Origin of the sequence: Conexibacter sp. CPCC 206217 (assembly GCF_030646165.1) — a bacterium.
GTDB lineage: Bacteria > Actinomycetota > Thermoleophilia > Solirubrobacterales > Solirubrobacteraceae > Conexibacter.
The window spans coordinates 14,509-30,580 of the sequence record NZ_JAUTDO010000013.1 but is presented as its reverse complement, the minus strand read 5'-3'; the positions used below and the strand labels follow the sequence as shown (position 1 = coordinate 30,580).

The 16,072-nt window shown below is 71.4% G+C and carries 13 protein-coding genes; 8 read left to right on the top strand and 5 right to left on the bottom strand.

The genetic code is table 11. From position 1 onward, the window contains the following. Nucleotides 1–31: 31 nt before the first annotated feature. Together groL and Q7L65_RS25055 are read left to right on the top strand one after the other, a co-directional pair. Nucleotides 32–1,672 carry a chaperonin GroEL gene (gene groL, locus Q7L65_RS25060; protein WP_304725696.1) on the top strand — a complete coding sequence of 547 codons (1,641 nt, stop codon included), beginning with the start codon at nucleotides 32–34 and terminating at the stop codon, nucleotides 1,670–1,672. Between the two features lie 194 nt (nucleotides 1,673–1,866). Beyond that, the gene (locus Q7L65_RS25055; RefSeq protein WP_304725693.1) at nucleotides 1,867–3,561 is read left to right on the top strand and encodes an RNA-binding domain-containing protein; all 1,695 of its coding nucleotides are present in this window, start codon (nucleotides 1,867–1,869) and stop codon (nucleotides 3,559–3,561) included. A 7-nt stretch (nucleotides 3,562–3,568) separates the two neighbouring features. Here Q7L65_RS25055 and Q7L65_RS25050 read toward each other — a convergent pair whose 3' ends face one another. Then, on the bottom strand, nucleotides 3,569–4,657 hold the full coding sequence (locus tag Q7L65_RS25050; protein WP_304725691.1) for a citrate synthase 2: 1,089 nt from the start codon (nucleotides 4,655–4,657) through the stop codon (nucleotides 3,569–3,571). A gap of 126 nt (nucleotides 4,658–4,783) precedes the next feature. Between Q7L65_RS25050 and Q7L65_RS25045 the strand changes: the two genes are divergently transcribed. The 4 genes from Q7L65_RS25045 (at nucleotide 4,784) to Q7L65_RS25030 (ending at nucleotide 8,467) form a co-directional block, all read left to right on the top strand. After that, nucleotides 4,784–6,214, top strand: coding sequence for an amidase (locus Q7L65_RS25045; RefSeq protein ID WP_304725689.1), 1,431 nt, complete (start codon nucleotides 4,784–4,786; stop codon nucleotides 6,212–6,214). A gap of 52 nt (nucleotides 6,215–6,266) precedes the next feature. Then, a complete protein-coding gene (locus tag Q7L65_RS25040) occupies nucleotides 6,267–7,280 on the top strand; it encodes a hypothetical protein (protein ID WP_304725687.1) in 1,014 nt (337 codons plus the stop codon). After that, complete coding sequence (locus tag Q7L65_RS25035) at nucleotides 7,277–8,074, top strand: SHOCT domain-containing protein (protein WP_304725684.1); 798 nt, start codon at nucleotides 7,277–7,279, stop codon at nucleotides 8,072–8,074. Before Q7L65_RS25040 ends, Q7L65_RS25035 begins: the two co-directional genes overlap by 4 nt. 129 nt (nucleotides 8,075–8,203) lie before the next feature. Continuing rightward, complete coding sequence (locus Q7L65_RS25030; RefSeq protein WP_304725682.1) at nucleotides 8,204–8,467, top strand: ferredoxin family protein; 264 nt, start codon at nucleotides 8,204–8,206, stop codon at nucleotides 8,465–8,467. Between the two features lie 54 nt (nucleotides 8,468–8,521). Here the strand turns inward: Q7L65_RS25030 and Q7L65_RS25025 are convergent, their stop codons facing one another. Further along, the gene (locus tag Q7L65_RS25025; protein ID WP_304725680.1) at nucleotides 8,522–9,682 is read right to left on the bottom strand and encodes an Mrp/NBP35 family ATP-binding protein; all 1,161 of its coding nucleotides are present in this window, start codon (nucleotides 9,680–9,682) and stop codon (nucleotides 8,522–8,524) included. Nucleotides 9,683–9,890: 208 nt separating this feature from the next. Next, the gene (locus Q7L65_RS25020; protein ID WP_304725678.1) at nucleotides 9,891–10,430 is read right to left on the bottom strand and encodes a hypothetical protein; all 540 of its coding nucleotides are present in this window, start codon (nucleotides 10,428–10,430) and stop codon (nucleotides 9,891–9,893) included. Here Q7L65_RS25020 and Q7L65_RS25015 point away from each other — a divergent pair. Then, nucleotides 10,423–10,710 (top strand): hypothetical protein, encoded by a 288-nt coding sequence (locus Q7L65_RS25015; protein WP_304725677.1) that lies wholly within the window; start codon nucleotides 10,423–10,425, stop codon nucleotides 10,708–10,710. The genes Q7L65_RS25020 and Q7L65_RS25015 overlap by 8 nt on opposite strands. Before the next feature lie 79 nt (nucleotides 10,711–10,789). Here the strand turns inward: Q7L65_RS25015 and Q7L65_RS25010 are convergent, their stop codons facing one another. After that, nucleotides 10,790–11,845, bottom strand: a complete 1,056-nt coding sequence (locus Q7L65_RS25010) for a zinc-dependent metalloprotease (RefSeq protein WP_304725676.1) — start codon at nucleotides 11,843–11,845, stop codon at nucleotides 10,790–10,792. Between the two features lie 110 nt (nucleotides 11,846–11,955). Further along, on the bottom strand, nucleotides 11,956–12,804 hold the full coding sequence (locus tag Q7L65_RS25005; protein ID WP_304725674.1) for an inositol monophosphatase family protein: 849 nt from the start codon (nucleotides 12,802–12,804) through the stop codon (nucleotides 11,956–11,958). Between the two features lie 18 nt (nucleotides 12,805–12,822). Here Q7L65_RS25005 and Q7L65_RS25000 point away from each other — a divergent pair, with 18 nt between their 5' ends. Further along, nucleotides 12,823–16,053, top strand: a complete 3,231-nt coding sequence (locus tag Q7L65_RS25000) for an ATP-dependent DNA helicase (RefSeq protein WP_304725671.1) — start codon at nucleotides 12,823–12,825, stop codon at nucleotides 16,051–16,053. The last annotated feature ends 19 nt before the right edge of the window (nucleotides 16,054–16,072 follow it).

The window sequence follows — 16,072 nt, the reverse complement described above, 5'->3', positions numbered from 1 at the left end:
GTCCCGCGGATCCAACAGGAGATAGAACTTAATGGCTCACAAGGAACTCAAGTACAACTCTGACGCGCGTCAGGCCCTCGAGGCCGGCGTCGACGCCGTCGCCAACGCCGTCAAGGTGACGCTCGGCCCGAAGGGCCGCTACGTCGTCCTCGACAAGAAGTTCGGCGCCCCGACGATCACGAACGACGGTGTCACCATCGCGCGTGAGATCGAGGTCGAGGACGTCTTCCAGAACCAAGGCGCGCAGCTCGTCCGCGAGGTCGCCACGGCGACCAACGACATCGCCGGCGATGGTACGACCACCGCCACGGTGCTCGCCCAGGCGATCGTCCGCACGGGTCTGAAGAACGTTGCCGCCGGCGCCAACCCGCTTGGTCTCAAGCGCGGCATCGAGACGGCCGTCGACCAGGTCGTCGCGTCGATCGGCAAGCTCTCCAAGGAGATCTCCGGCAAGGAGCAGATCGCTCGCGTCGCGACGATCTCGGCCGGCGACGAGGAGATCGGCGAGGTCATCGCCGACGCCATCGAGAAGGTCGGCAAGGACGGCGTCGTGAACGTCGAGGAGGGCCAGACGTTCGGCATGGACCTCGAGTTCACCGAGGGCATGCAGTTCGACAAGGGCTACATCTCGCCCTACATGGTCACCGACCAGGACCGCATGGAGGCCGTGCTCGAGGATCCCTACATCCTCATCGCGAACTCCAAGATCGGCTCCGTCCGCGACATCCTGCCGGTCCTCGAGGCCGTCATCCAGTCCGGCAAGCCGCTCCTGATCATCGCCGAGGACGTCGAGGGCGAGGCGCTCGCGACGCTCGTCGTCAACAAGCTGCGCGGCACCTTCACGGGCGTCGCGGTCAAGGCGCCGGGCTTCGGCGACCGCCGCAAGCGCATGCTCGAGGACATCGCGATCCTCTCCGGCGGCGAGGTCATCACCGAGGACCTCGGCCTCAAGCTCGAGAACACGCAGATCTCGCAGCTCGGCCGCGCGCGTCGCGTCGTCGTCGCGAAGGACAACACGACCGTGATCGACGGCGCTGGCGACAGCGACGCGATCAAGGGCCGCATCAAGCAGATCAAGTCCGAGATCGAGTCGACCGACTCCGATTTCGACCGTGAGAAGCTGCAGGAGCGTCTCGCGAAGCTCTCCGGCGGCGTCGCCGTCGTCAAGGTCGGCGCTGCGACCGAGACGGAGATGAAGGAGAAGAAGCACCGCGTCGAGGACGCGCTGCAGGCCACGCGCGCCGCCCTCGAGGAGGGCATCGTGCCCGGCGGTGGCGTCGCGCTGCTGCAGGCTGCCGACGCGATCGACATCGACGGCATCGTCGACGAGGACGAGAAGACCGGCGCGCGCATCATCCTGCGCTCGCTCGAGGAGCCGCTCCGTCAGATCTCGCACAACGCGGGTCTCGAGGGTTCGGTCGTCGTCAACGACGTCCGCAAGGCGAAGAAGGGCTTCGGCCTCAACGCTGCCACGGGCGAGATCGTCGACCTCGTCGCGGCCGGCGTCATCGACCCGGCGATGGTCACGCGCTCCGCGCTGCAGAACGCCGCGTCGATCGCCAAGAACATCCTCACGACCGAGGCGATCGTCGCCGAGGTCCCGGACAAGGATGCCGGTGGCGCCATGGGCGGCGGCATGCCCGACATGGGCGGCATGGGCGGCATGATGTGAGGAGGGCCTCCGCCCTCTTGGAGCTGGGCGGGCGGGACCCGCTCAGCACCTGATTCACACGAAGGGCCCGGCGTTCGCCGGGCCCTTCGTGCGTTCGGGACATCGTGTTCGCTACACGTCAGGGACGACGGGCAGTTTTGACAGAGTTTTTGAATCCTTTGGATCAGCTTCTGTGCAAAACTCTTTCAGAAACCATGGCCGATCATCTCTTCTCTCCTGACGCACTCGATTCGCTCGTGCAGATAAGCGCGGGGACGCGAGCTGCGGATCTCGAATCGGAGACGCTCGACTTCAAACAAGAGGCGAGCGGCGACGGCGAGACCATTCGCGTGGTGGTCGAAGCAGCGATCTGCTTTGCCAACCTGCGCGGCGGCACGATCGTGCTCGGTGTCGCCGACGACAGAGGCGGACCTGAAGCCTTTCTCGGCTGCGGACTCGCTGTCGACCTTCTCCGCCAACGCATCTACGAGCTGACCCATCCCGCGCTCGTGGTCAGCGCGATCGAGCATGAGCACGAGGGCAAGCGGCTGCTGCTCATCCAGGTCACAGAAGGTATGGAGATGGTCTCGGACAAGAAAGGCCGCTCCTCTCGTCGCCACGGTACGGACTGTCTGCCGCTCGGTATCAGCCAAGCCGCAACGCTCAACGACGACCGGCGCCGGTTCGACTGGTCAGCAGAGCCGAGCGATCTGACGATCGTCGATATCTCCAGAGCGGCGGTCGACGCAGCACGTGAACGCCTTCGCCGAAACACCGACGAGCGGCGGCGGCTTGCGGACGCCACCACGGCCGACCTCATGGGCGACCTCGGACTGGTCCGCGAAGGCAGCCTGACCCGCGCAGGTGAGGTCCTCTTCTGCGCGCGCGACGAGCACCCACCTTTCGTCTACGTCTATCGAGACACGCCTGGAGGCGAGGTCCGCACCCGTTACGCCGAAGCGAAACCAGGCCTGACCGCTTACACCGAAGTGCTTGGGCGTATCGTCGACAGCAGCGCGCCGATGCCGATCGTGCTGCGTGATGGGCAGCAGCTCGAGCTGCACGACTTTCCGCTGGTCGCCGTGCGCGAGGCGCTCAGCAACGCGCTGCTGCATCGCGACTACCGGCAGCCAGATCCGATACTCGTTGACCATTCGCCGCAGGTGCTGTCGTTCGTCTCCCCTGGCCCGCTCGTCGTCGGGGTCACCCCTGCCAACATCCTTCACGTTCCGAGCAAACCGCGCAACGCGCTGCTCGCACGCGTCACGCACAAGCTCGGCCTCGCCGAAGAGCTCAGCCGCGGCGTCGATCGCATGTACCGCGAAATGATCAAGTTGGGGAAGCGCCCACCGGAGATCACCGACCATCCGCCATTCAGCGTCCGCGTGGACCTGACCGGTGGCGCGCCCAACCAGACGGTCGCACGATTCGCCGCGACGCTGCCGTCGCGTTCACAGGACGATCTCGACACGATGTTGGTGCTCTTCACTCTGATCGCTCGACAGAGCGTGACGGCTCGCGAGCTGGCGCCGATGCTGCAGCGCGGCCAGGCTGCGACCGAAGCCGTCCTCGAGCGGCTCGCCGAGCCCGACGTCGAATTGGTCGCTCCCGTCGATCGGACCAACCAGCCGCGCTGGCAGCTCAGCCCGCGTGCGCTCGCCGAGCTTCGGCCAGCCCTGAGCTACCGAACCGTCAGCGCCGACGAGATCGATCGGAAGATCGTCGAGTTCGTCCGCAAGAACGAGACCGTCGACAACAAGACGCTGCAGATCTTCTTCGACATGGATGTCAACGGCGCGGCGTATCGACTTCGCACCCTCGTCAACGCCGGGCTACTGCAGAAGCTCGGCGCGCAGCGCCGCGGGCCCGGCATCCAATACGGACCGGGTCCGAACTTTCCGAAGCGCTGATCGGCGCTCACACCTCGCTGAGTCTGCGCGGCGGGGGCCCGACGTACTTTGCGGTCGGACGGATCAGGCGGGCTTCGCGCTTCTGCTCGAGGATGTGGGCGGACCAGCCGGCGACGCGGGCGCAGGTGAACAGCGGGGTGAACAGCTCCGGCGGGACCTCGGCGTAGTCGAGCACGACGGCGGACCAGAACTCGACGTTGGTCGCCAGCACGCGGTCGGGCTTGCGCGCCTGCAGCTCCGCCAGCGCGGCCTGCTCGAGCGCCTCCGCGACCTCGGCCCGCCGCGAGCCCAGCGCCAGCGCCGTGCGCCGCAGGACGCGGGCGCGCGGGTCCTCGGCGCGGTAGACGCGGTGGCCGAAGCCCATCAGCCGCTCACCGCGATCGAGCGCGTCCTTGACCCACTTGTCGGCGTCGCCGAGCTGCTCGACCTCGTCGAGCATCTGCAGCACGCGCGAGGGCGCGCCGCCGTGCAACGGTCCCGACAGCGCGCCGACGGCTCCCGACAGCGCCGCCGCCGCGTCCGCGCCGGTCGAGGTGATCACGCGCGCGGTGAAGGTCGAGGCGTTGACGCCGTGCTCGGCCGCGGAGATCCAGTAGGCGTCGATCGCCTTCGCGTGATCCGGGTTCGCCTCGCCGCGCCAGCGCGTCAGGAATCGCTCCGGGATCGTGCTCGCCTCGTCGATCGTGGCCTGCGGGACCGGCGGCTGGCCGATCCCGCGCGCGGACTGCGCGACGAACGACAACGCCATCACGGATGCGCGCGCGAGCTGCGTGCGCGCCTCCTCGTCGCTGGTGTCGATCAGCGCGCCGAAGCCCCACTCGGGCGCCAGCATCGCCAGCGCCGACTGCACGTCGACACGCGGGTCGCCAGAGCGGACCAGCAGCGCATGCGGCTCCGCGGGCGGCAGGCCCGGCTTCAGCCTGCCGTCGACGAGCAGGCCCCAGACCTGCTCGAACGGGACCGCTCCGACGAGCTCCTCGATGTCGACGCCGCGGTAGCGCAGCGCGCCGCCCTCCTTGTCGGGCTCGGCGATCTCGGTCGCGAAGGCGACGACGCCCTCGAGGCCGGATCTGACGTCGGTGTCGGTGGCGCTCATCACGTCTCCAGTCGGAATCGGGGGCCTGGGCTTGCGCGTGACGGGTCCGTCACGTTACCGCTCCGGAGTCCCTAGGCTGCCCAGACAGCACTCGCCGACCCGACGACGCAACAAAGGATCCGCCTCGTGTCCGAACTCCTCTTCCGCCCCGTCCACGAGCTCGCCGCGCTCGTGCGCGCCGGCGAGATCAGCGCCAGTGAGCTGGTCGGCGCGTCGCTGGAGCGGATCGACGCGCTCGACGGGCAGCTGAACGCCTTCACGCACGTCGATGCCGACGGCGCGCTGGCGACCGCCGCGGCGATCGGCCCCGACGACCCCCGCCCGTTCGCCGGCGTCCCGATCGCGATCAAGGACAACCGGCCCGTCGCGGGGATGCCGATCACGCTCGGCAGCAGGCTGCTGGGCGGCCTCACGCCGCCGTTTGACGCGGTGCTCGTGCAGCGCCTGCGCCGTGCCGGCTTCGTGATCGTCGGCAAGACGGCGCTGCCGGAGTTCGGGATCCTGCCGACGACCGAGTCGGCCCTCCACGGCCCGACGCGCAACCCGTGGGACCTCACGCGCACGCCCGGCGGCTCGTCCGGCGGCGCCGCCGCGGCCGTCGCCGCCGGCATGGTGCCGATCGCGCACGGCAACGACGGCGGCGGCTCGCTGCGGATCCCCGCCGCCTGCTGCGGGCTCGTCGGGCTCAAGCCGTCGCGCGGCCGCGTGACGCTGTCGCCGACCGAGGGCGAGTCGTTCCTCGTCACCGACGGCGTACTGACGCGCACGGTCGGTGAGACCGCCGCGCTGCTCGACGTGCTCGCCGGTCCGGCGCCGGGCGACGCCTCGTGGGCGCCGGCGCCGCCGGAGCCGTTCGCGCAGACGGCGGCGCGCGCGCCCGGGCCGCTGCGGATCGGTTTCTGCCTGACGCCGCCGCTGGAGACGACGGCGATCGACCCGCTCGCGACGCAGGCCGTCCACGACACCGTCGCGCTGCTGGGCGAGTTGGGGCACACGGTCGAGGAGATCGACCCGCCGTGGGCGCTTCCCGGTCTGCTGGAGCTGTTCGGCGCGGCGTTCGGCCCGGCGGTCGCCTCCTCGATCCTGTTCGCCAGCACGATCGCCGGCCACGCGCCGCGCGAAGAGGACGTCGAGCCGCTGAGCTGGTGGCTGTGGGAGCAGGCGCAGGGTCTCGACGCGGCCCACTACCTCGCGGCGATCGGCCAGCTGCAGGCGCTCTCGCGCACGCTCGTGACGGCGACCGCCGCCTACGACGCGGTGCTGACGCCGGCGCTGGCGCAGCGGCCGGTCGAGCTGGGCACCCTGAACGGCGAGACCTCGGACCCGGCGGCGACCTTCCGCGGCGGCGGCGAGTTCACCCCCTTCACACCGATCGCGAACGTGACCGGCCAGCCGGCGATCTCGATCCCGCTGTTCCACGGCGACGACGGCCTGCCGACCGGCGTGCACTTCTTCGGCCGCCCCGCGCAGGAGGGCCCGCTGCTGGCGCTGGCGGCGCAGCTGGAGGCCGCGCGCCCGTGGACCGGACGACGGCCGGAACTGGTCGCGGCGGCGTAACCGGCGGCGATCGGGCGTGTGGGCTGCCGCGGGGCGTGCTTGAATCGCGGCCATGTTCCGGCGCAAGCAGGACGAGGAGGATCCGTTCGCGGCCCTCAAGGACGCGGCCGAGCGGGGCTCGCCGACCATCGCCAGTGCGAAGGCGAGCACGTCGAGCGGCAACGTCGGCGCGTCGGCGAGCGTCGGCGGGGATCGCGGCGACCACGGCGCCCCGCAGGTCGACGGCGTCCCGGGCGCACCGCGCGGGCGCCGCGGCAGCAACGCGTTGCTCGTCTTCTTGACGATCGTGCTGGCGCTCGGCGGTGCCGGCGCCCTCGTGTACTTCTCGGAGGCCGACACCCCGACGGGCGCCCACGACGGCGGATCCTTCAGCGAGAGCGGCAGCGGCAGCGACGCCGGCGACTCGCCGTCGGGCGACGGGCAGGGCTCCTCCGACGAGCAGGGCGACGACGGCACGCCGCGCCCGACGCGCCGCTACGACCTGATGCGCCCGGCGACGTTCAAGCAGGCGCTCAACGGGATCCAGAAGAAGCTGAAGCCGGGCGAGCGCGTCTGGCTGCTGCGGCTCGCGCCCGATCGGATCAACTCCAGCACGAGACTGCGCAACGGCGACCAGCGGCTGATCGACGTCGACGACGAGCTGAACGTCGGCGTGCAGCAGGCGGGCTCCGCCGGCGAGCGGATCGGCCTGCGGTTGTCGCAGGTCGACCCGCAGGCGCCGTCGCGGGCAGTGCGCAAGGCGGCGGCGCAGGGCAGATTCCCGGCGCGCAAGCTCGACTACCTCGTGCTGATGTCCCCGTTCTCGCCCGGCGACCAGCCGGACTGGTCGCTCTTCTTCAGAGACGTCTCGGCGCGCAACTCGCACTGGAAGGCGAACTTCGGCGGGCGGACGGTGTACCGCCCGGGCGAGCAGCCCGGCCAGACGTCCGCGTCGCGCGACGACTCGGTCACGATCCGCACCGACAGCGGCACGCAGACGCTGACCGGCGCCGAGGCGCGCCGCGTCATGACGTGCGTGCGCAACGCGCAGGGCAACGGCGGCGACATCCAGCGGTGCTTGCCGTGAAGTACTGGTTCCCGGCGCTGCTCGGCGTCGTGCTGTCGGCCGCCGCGGTCGCGGTCGTCGCGTGGTGCACCTACGCGTGGACGCGCGTGAGCCTCTGCACGCCCGCCGACACCCAGCTCGCGTGCAGACTCGACGGGCAGTCCGGCGTCGTGATCGCGGTCGCGATCTTCGTCGCGATCCCGCTCGCCTCGTGGATCTTCACCCTGCGTCAACGCAACCCGCGCGGAACGCCGCTCGGGTTGCTCTCGCTCGGCCTTGCGCTGACGGCCGCGGGCGGGGCGGCGCTGTGGTCCGCGCTCGGCAGCGGCGCGGGTACCGACGCCGAGATCCCGAGCGTGATCGTCGCCGGCTGCCTGCTGTCGATCGGCCCGTTCTTCCTGCTCGCCGGGATCGCGGTCAGCGGCAGGCGCGGCGAGGCGACCCGCGCCACGCGCGCGGCCTTGATCGCGGCCAACGGCGGCGACGTCGGAAAGGCGTTCGAGGCGATGCGGGCGGCCAGAGCCGGCACGAGCGTCAGCGCAGGCTGGTCCGGCGTGTCGGCCGGCTCGGGCGGCGGCGCCGGCAGATCGGCGACCGCGGGCTCTGGCACGGTCACCGACACGGGCACGACCACGGGCGCGAACCAACTCGGCGCGCTCGCGGCGCAGCTGTCGCAGATCGCGGCGGCGAGAGAGCGGACCGGCGGGGACGCGATCGCGACCAGTCTGCGCCAGCTCGACGACCTGCGCGCCTCCGGGCTGCTGACGCCCGAGGAGCACGCGCGCAAGCGGCGCGAGATCCTCGACAAGCTCTGAGCCTTGATCCAGCGATGTCCGCGAGCGCAGATCGGTGGAGCAAGGCCAAGACAGCGTCGCCCCTCCGCGCGCGGACGTATCATCCGTGCGCTCCATGCTTCAACCAACGCTGCAAAGAGGAAACCGCTCATGGCCTACGTGATCGCAGAGCCTTGCATCGGCGCGAAGGACAACTCCTGCGTAGAGGTCTGTCCGGTCGACTGCATCCACCCCACGCCCGACGAGCCCGACTACGACAGCGTCGAGATGCTCTACATCGACCCCGAGGAGTGCATCGACTGCGACGCCTGCGTCGAAGCATGCCCGGTCGACGCGTGCTTCGCCGAGGACCAGCTGCCCGCCGAGTGGTCCCACTTCGCGGAGCTGAACGCCAGATATTACGCCGGGAAGTAACGCTTCCCGGTTGGCGACGGACGCGCCCGCGCGGGCGCGTCCGCAGCGAACGTCTTACGCCATGGGGAGCGACATGCCCATCGGTCTCGGCGGGATCACGTCGAGGCTCGGGGCGGCGGGGGTGACCGTCTGCATCACCGGCAGCTCGATCGGCGTCAGCGCGATCAGGCCACGGGCCGTCTGGCGGATCGCCTGGGCGGCCGGGTCGTCCGGATCGGCGACGACGAGCGGGGTGCCCGCGTCCGCCTGCTCGCGCAGCGGCATCGTGAGCGGAATCTGGCCGAGCAGCGGGACGCCGAGCTCGTCGGCCAGCAGCTGACCGCCGCCGGCGCCGAAGATCTCGAAGCGCTCGTTGCCGGGCGTGACGAAGCCGGACATGTTCTCGACGACGCCGGCGATCTCGAGTCTGACCTTGCCGGCCATCTCGGCCGACCGTCGAGCGACCTTCTGCGCGACCGGCTGCGGCGTCGTGACGAGCAGGAATCTCGCGTCGGGCAGCAACTGGGCGAGCGTCATGCCGACGTCGCCGGTGCCCGGCGGCAGGTCGACGAGCAGGTAGTCCAGCGCGCCCCAGTCGACGTCCTCGAGGAACTGCTGCAGCGCCTTGTGCAGCATCGGGCCGCGCCAGACGACAGCGGCGTCCTCCTCGATGAAGAAGCCGATCGACATCACCTTGATGCCCTCGTGCGCGACGGGCGGGATGATCTTGCGCTGCTCGTTGACCTTCGGACGCGTGGCGCCGAGGCCGAACATGCGCGGCTGCGAGTAGCCCCACACGTCCGCGTCGAGCACGCCGACCGACTTGCCCTCCGCGGCGAGCGCGGCGGCGAGGTTGGCGGTGACCGACGACTTGCCGACGCCGCCCTTGCCGGAGCCGACGCAGATGACGTTGGCGACCTGCGCCAGCGCGCCGGACGGCAGCGGGCCGCCGCGGCCGAGCTTGCGCTGCAGGTTGCCCTTCTCCTCGTCGGACAGGACGTCGAAGCTGATGTTGACGCTATTGACACCGTCCAACGCCTTGACGGCGGTCGCGACGCCCGTCTGGAAGTGGCTGCGAATCGGGCAGCCGGGCGTCGTCAGCGACACCTTCACGTCGACGACGCCGTTGTCGTGGACATCGATCGAGCGGACCATTTCGAGCTCCACGATGTCCTTGCGCAGCTCTGGGTCGATAACGGCGCGCAGCGCCTCGCGGATCTGGTCTTGGGTCGGCATGGACCCATTGTGGCAGGCTTGTGCGGTCAGTCCGGGAACCGGCGGACACGGCCCGACACGGCCCGCACAGCCGCCGGGGCGCCTCGTGAGCGCCCCGGACGGTTGAGGGAGGAGAGGATGCGTCATCCGCCGGCGTGGTGAACCGGCGAACCCCTGCCGGATCCGGTGCCTCCCGTGCACCGGCCGGATGAAGTGGTCGAGTTGACGCTCAGGCGACCTTCGAGATGCGGTCCTGGGCGTCCCCCACGAGCTTTCTGCCCGCAGACACGCCATTTTGAACCACGTTTTCGAAACGGCTGCGAACCGGCTCGACGCGGTCGCGCAGCGGGGCGACACGGCTCTGCAGCGTCTCGACGTTGGAGCTGATCGCTCTGCGCGCCTCGGTGCGCTGGTGCTCGAAGCCGCGGCGGGCCTCTCTGGCGCGTCTCTCGGCGCGCACGCGCGAGTGGCGCGCCTCGCGCTCCAGGCGCGAGCGCGTCTTGCGGACCTCGCGCTCGAGCTCCGTGCGGGCCTTGCCGCCGCGGCGCTCGTAGTGCTTCAGCTGTCTGTCGAGCGTTCTGCGCGATCTCGTGACGGCGACGATGCCCTCGATCGCCTCGGTCGAGTTGGTGACGATCGCGTCGACGGCGCCGGTGATGCGGTCGCGCGCCTCGAGCGCGGCGCCGAGCGGGATCAGCACGACGCGTTCGGCGAGCTGCTGCGCCTGCGCGATCGGCGTCGTCGCGACCGGCTCGCGCGTCGTGCCCACGGTCGTGCGCGGCTTCGCGGTGCTCGACCGTCTCGCGCCGCTCGCGCTTCTGCGCGCTCTTGGCGCTCTACGGGCTCTGGCAGTTCTGCGCGCTCTCGCGGTTCTGCGCGCTCTCGCAGCCGCGGCTCTCGGCGTGCTCGCGGCAGCGGCGCTCGGCGTGCTCGGCGCGGCTCTGGGCGTGCTCGCGGCGGCCGGTCTGTCGGTTGAAGCGGTCGGCGCGGCGGCGCTGGTCGGTCTCGCGGTCGTGTCGTTGCTGGCCATCGAGGAAGAGGCTCCTTGAACGTGGTTGTGCGGACGAACACCTGTTTGTAACCCGCACGATAGCGCGCGTTACACCGGCGATGTGTGCGAACAGCCGTTCAGGCAGTCAGCGCAGGCGGAACATCCGTTCGCCTCAGCCAGGCGAGCGGGTCCTCGATCTCCGCGAGCGTCGGCATCGACGCGGGGCTGCGCCAGACACGGTTGAGCGCCTCGATCCCGCCAGCTCTCACGACCGCGTCGCAGAAGACCTTCCCCTGCTGGTACTGGCGCATCTTCATCTCCATGCCGAGCAGCTTCATCATCAGCCGCGCCGGCGCCGACTGCGAGCGGCGGCGCGAGTCCAGCGACGCGCGCAGTCTCGGCAGGCCCGGCAGCAGCGGCTCCCCGACGGCGTCCATCACGTGCTCGGCGTAGCCCTCGATCACAGCCATCGTCGCCTGCATCGTGTCGATCGTTCTCTTCTCGTTCGGGCTCGCCACGAGGGTGACGATGTCGCCCGAGCGGACCACCTCGACGAGCTTCTTGAAGTCGTCGGTGCGCGGCAGCCGCAGCGCGCGTCTGGTGTCGATCTTCAACTGCGCGCTGTCGAGCAGCTCGCGGACCATCCCGGCCATGTGTCTCTGCAGCCACGGCACGCCGGCGAACTGGACCGCGTGCGTGATCTCGTGCAGCGCGACCCAGTGCAGGAACTCACGCTCGTCGGCTCTGAACGTTCTGACGGAGTTGGCGAGGTTCGGCGCAACGTACAGCAGCCGCGGCGGCCTGTCGTCGGGCGTCGTGTCGAGCAGCACGATCTCGTACTGGCCGAGCACGCGCTGGGCGAGGAAGCCGAGCATCACGCCGACCTCCGCCGTCATCACGACACCGGCGCCGAGCTGGACGAACGGTCTCGCGGGCTTGGCGACGGTTCTGCCGACCGATCTCAGCGCCGGGTCCAGCAGCGCGCTCATCGAGGCGATGTTCGCGCGGATCCACTCGCTGCGCTCGACGGCCTCGGCGACCGGCAGCTCGGCGTGCGGCGCCAGCCCGGTGTAGGCGATCACCGCCTCCGCGCTCTCGCGCGAGAGCGCGCCGAGGTCGGCGGCGAGCGGCTTGGTGTCGGGCTGACCGGCGACGAAGCTGGCCAGCCGCTGTACGAGCGGCCAATCGATCATCTGCCTCCAACTATGGCAGTGCTTCGCATTGAGAGTTCCACTCCGGTGTGCGGACGCTGCGGCGCGCGGGCGGGAACTCCCGGTGAGCAAGGTCCGCGACCCGACCCCCCTCAGGTACCGATCGCCGCCAGCGCGGCGAGCGTCTCCGGCGAGCGCGCGCAGACGATGTGCGAGTGCGGCTCGACGTCGAGCGGGGCGCTGAGCGGGCCGCCGGGGCAGAGCGGGAACGCGACGTGGCCGCCGGCCTCGCGCACGATCAGCTGCGCGGCGGCGGCGTCGACCGCGCGGCAGCGGCGCAGCGAGACCATCGCGTCCAGCCGCGCGGCGGCGACCTGGCAGATCGTGATCGAGATCGCGCCGAGCACGCGCACGCGCTCGGTCTGCTGCTGCAGCGCGTCGATCGAGGCGGCGATCCAGCGCGGGTCGGCGACCTCGACGCCGAGCAGCTCCAGCTTGCCGCTGCGCCCGCGCCGCTCCGGCAGCGCCGGGTCGAGCGCGACGCCGTCCAGGAACGCGCCGCCGCCGCGCGTCGCGGTCCACTCCTCGCCGGTGCCGAAGTCGTGCACGAAGCCGAACGCGACGTCGGCCATCGTCGGGCCGTCGGCGACCGCGATCGAGAGCGCGACCGGCGACATCAGCCGCTTCGCGTTGAGCGAGCCGTCGATCGGGTCGATCACGACGCGCACCGGCCCGCCGCCGTAGCCGACCTCGCCGCGCTCCTCCGAGACGGCGGTGAAGCGATGGCCCGCGGCGTGCAGCAGGTCGAGCTGGGCGAAGACCGCGTCCTCCGCGCAGCGGTCGATCACGAGCGTGCGGTCGCCGCCCTCGCCGCGCTGGCCGGTCTCGACGGCGCGCTCGCGCGTGCGCGGGGCGTCACGCAGGATCCCGCGCAACGCGGTCGCCGCGGCGCGGCAGGCGCCGGGCCAGTCGGCGTCGAGCGCCGTGCCGGAGGTCTCCATCGACGGCATACTTGCAGGGTGTCCTGTGCGAAGCACGACGGTCTCTCTTCCGCTCAGCGAGCGGCCGTCACTCACCGTGGCGGACCGCTGCTGATCGTCGGCGGCGCCGGCAGCGGCAAGACGCGCACGCTCGTCGCGCGGATCGCCTGGCTGGTCGAGCAGGGCGAGGCGCCGGAGACGCTGCTGGCGCTGGCGCTGTCGGAGCGCTCGGCCGACGTGCTGCGCCGCCACGTCGAGGATGCCGTCCAGGGTCCGTACGAGGAGCTGGCGGTGATGACGATCCACGCCTTCTGCGCGCGGCTGCTGCGCGAGGAGGCGCTGGAGGGCGGGATAGATCCGTTCGCGGTCGCCGTCGGGCGCGCGGACCGGCTCGCGATGCTGCTGGAGCGGATCGACGAGCTGACGATCCGCCGCCACGACTTCCGCGGCAACCCGGCCGCGCTCGTCGCCTCGTTCGTGCGCCGGATCGATCGCCTCAAGGACGAGCTGATCGGCCCCGAGGAGTACGCCGCGTGGGCCGAGTCGCTCGGCGGCGGCGGCGATGACGAGCTGCACCCGACCGGCGACGACTACATGGCGCAGGGCGACGGCGCCGCGGCCGCGCGGATCTCCGACGCCGAGCGCTCGCGCGGGGCGCGCGAGCGCGAGTTCGCGGCGATCTACCTGGCGCACGACCGGATGCTCGCCGAGCAGGGCGCGCTCGACTCCGGCGACCTCGTGATCGGCGCGCTGAGGCTGCTGCGCGACCACCCGCACGTGCGGGCACGTGTGGCGGCGCGCTACCGCCACCTGCTCGTCGACGACGTGCAGGAGCCGAACTTCGCGCACGGGCTGCTGCTGCGGCTGCTCGCCGCCGAGCACGGCAACATCACCGCGGCCGGCGACGACGACCAGGCGATCACGCGCCTGCGCGCCGCCGCGACGAAGAACCTGCGCGACTTCCAGGCCGAACTGCCCGACGCGACGGTCGTGCGGCTGGAGCACTCGTTCCGCTGCCCGCAGCGCGTGCTGGACGCCGCCTGCGCGGTCGTCGCGCCGCTGGAGGACCGGATCGAGAAGCGCCTCGACGGACCGCTCGGCGGCGAGGTCGCGTTCTGGCGCGCGGCGAACGAGCGCGCGCAGGCGCAGGCGGTCGCGGCCGACGTCGAGCGGCTGATCGGCCGCGAGGGCGTGCCGCCGGAGCGGATCGCGGTGCTGGTGCGCTCGATCGCGCGCGAGGGGCAAGCGGTCGGGGTTGCGCTCGAGGAGCGCGCGGTCGGCCACCGGCTCGTCGGCGAGGCGGCCTTCTTCCAGCGTTCGGAGGTGCGCGACCTGCTCGCGTGGCTGCGCCTGCTGGTCGACCCGGCCGACGCGCCCGCGGTCGTCCGAGCGCTTGCTCGGCCGCCGATCGAGCTGCGCTCCGTCGACCTCGCGCGCTGCACGCAGATCGCCCGCCGGCGCAAGCTCGACATGGTCGGCGCGCTGGCCGCGGCGCTCGAGTCGCCGCAGATCCCGCCCGAGGCGCGCGACCGCATCCGGATGTTCCTGACGCTCTACCGCTCGGCCGTCGGCGCGCTCGACACGATGCGGCCGGACCTCTTCGTGCACCGCCTGATCGAGCGGCTCGGGCTGCGCCGCCAGCAGCTCTTCAGCGCGCAGGCGGAGGTCGTCGAGCGGCTGCGCGGGCTGGCCCGCTTCGGCGAGCTGGCGACCGCCTTCACGCAGCGCCAGCCGCAGGCGACGCCGCGCGAGTTCGCACGCTCGATCGCCGCCGCCGCGGAGGCCGGCCTGCGCGAGGAGGAGGAGCCGCCGCCCGCGACCGTGCGCGGCGTGCAGGTGATGTCGATGCAGTCGGCGCAGGGACTCGAGTTCGACCACGTCTACGTGCTCGGGCTGCACGCGGCCGGAATGCCGGGCGCGCACACGCGCACGCTGGAGCCGATCGCGCCGGCGCTGATGAAGGAGACGCTGCCGGAGGGCGACCACGACGCGCACGTTGCGGAGATGCGGCGCCTGCTGCACGTCGCGATGACGCGCACGCGCGACCGCCTCGTGCTGGTCCACCCGCAGGCGAGCGACCGCGGCGCCGCGCAGCCGCCGTCGCCGTTCGCGGAGGAGGCGCGCGCGGCCGTCGCCGGGCGCTGGGAGGAGCGCGCGGAGGAGCTGTTCGGCCCGGCCGAGTCGCTGCACTCGACCTACCGGATCCTGCGCGACGAGCTGCTGGAGACGATCAAGCGCACCGGCACCCGGATCGGCGAGCTGCGCTTCGACACCGACCTCGACGTCTCGCACGCGATCGTGCGCTACCTCGAGGTCGTCAAGCTGGCGGCGCTGATCGAGCGCTCCGACGACCACACCGTCGCGGACGCGCTGGCGGAGGTCAACGCGCGGCTGGCGTCGGCGATCACCAGCGAGCAGCGCGACATCCTCGCCACCTCGCCGCTGGACGAGTGGCTGCTCGACGCCGACCGCGACGACAGAACGCGCGCGGCTGCGATCGCGGCGCGCGAGGAGCCGACGCTGGAGCCGTTCCTGCCGCGCCGCGGCGACGGCGTGATGCTGAGCGCCTCCGACATCGACACCTACCGCACCTGCCCGCTGAAGTACAAGTTCGCGCGCGTCTTCCGGATCCCGCAGGAGCCGACGCTGAACCAGCGCTTCGGGATCCTCGTGCACCAGGTGCTGGAGCGCTTCCACGGCTCCGGCCACGACGAGCCGCCGACGCTGGGGGCGATGATGGGCCTGCTGGAGGCCGGCTGGCGCCGCGGCGGCTTCGGCGGCTCCGAGCAGGAGATCCAGCTGCGCGGCAAGGCGACCTCGGCGCTGACGCGCTACTTCGAGCGCTTCCAGGAGGAGCCGTCGCAGCCGGTCGCGTTCGAGAGATCATTCTCCTTCAGAGTCGGCCCGCACCTGCTGCGCGGCCGCGTCGACCGCGTCGACAAGCTGCCCGAGGGCGGCTTCGAGCTGATCGACTACAAGACCGGGCCGCCGAAGACGCGCGACCAGCTGGACCGCGACGTGCAGCTGTCGCTGTACGCGGTCGCCGCGCGCGAGGCATGGCAGTTCGAGGCCGCGCGCGGCGCCTACTACTACGTGCTCGACGACGCGAAGGTGCCGGTCGAGCGCGACTCCGGCGACCGCGACTGGATCGAGGAGATCGCGCGCGAGGTCGCCGAGGGGATCCTCTCGCAGGGTTTCGAGCCGACCCCGTCGTTCAGCGCCTGCGCGATCTGCGACTACCGCCTCGTCTGCCCCGCGGCGGAGCGGTAGCCGAACTCGCCGATTCGGC

What these genes read in the sequence shown, in the direction of transcription:
- groL (WP_304725696.1), top strand. Translation starts at nt 32, where the DNA reads ATGGCTCACAAGGAACTCAAGTACAACTCTGACGCGCGTCAGGCCCTC.
- Q7L65_RS25055 (WP_304725693.1), top strand. Translation starts at nt 1,867, where the DNA reads ATGGCCGATCATCTCTTCTCTCCTGACGCACTCGATTCGCTCGTGCAG.
- Q7L65_RS25050 (WP_304725691.1), bottom strand. Translation starts at nt 4,657, where the DNA reads ATGAGCGCCACCGACACCGACGTCAGATCCGGCCTCGAGGGCGTCGTC.
- Q7L65_RS25040 (WP_304725687.1), top strand. Translation starts at nt 6,267, where the DNA reads ATGTTCCGGCGCAAGCAGGACGAGGAGGATCCGTTCGCGGCCCTCAAG.
- Q7L65_RS25030 (WP_304725682.1), top strand. Translation starts at nt 8,204, where the DNA reads ATGGCCTACGTGATCGCAGAGCCTTGCATCGGCGCGAAGGACAACTCC.
- Q7L65_RS25025 (WP_304725680.1), bottom strand. Translation starts at nt 9,682, where the DNA reads ATGCCGACCCAAGACCAGATCCGCGAGGCGCTGCGCGCCGTTATCGAC.
- Q7L65_RS25010 (WP_304725676.1), bottom strand. Translation starts at nt 11,845, where the DNA reads ATGATCGATTGGCCGCTCGTACAGCGGCTGGCCAGCTTCGTCGCCGGT.
- Q7L65_RS25005 (WP_304725674.1), bottom strand. Translation starts at nt 12,804, where the DNA reads ATGGAGACCTCCGGCACGGCGCTCGACGCCGACTGGCCCGGCGCCTGC.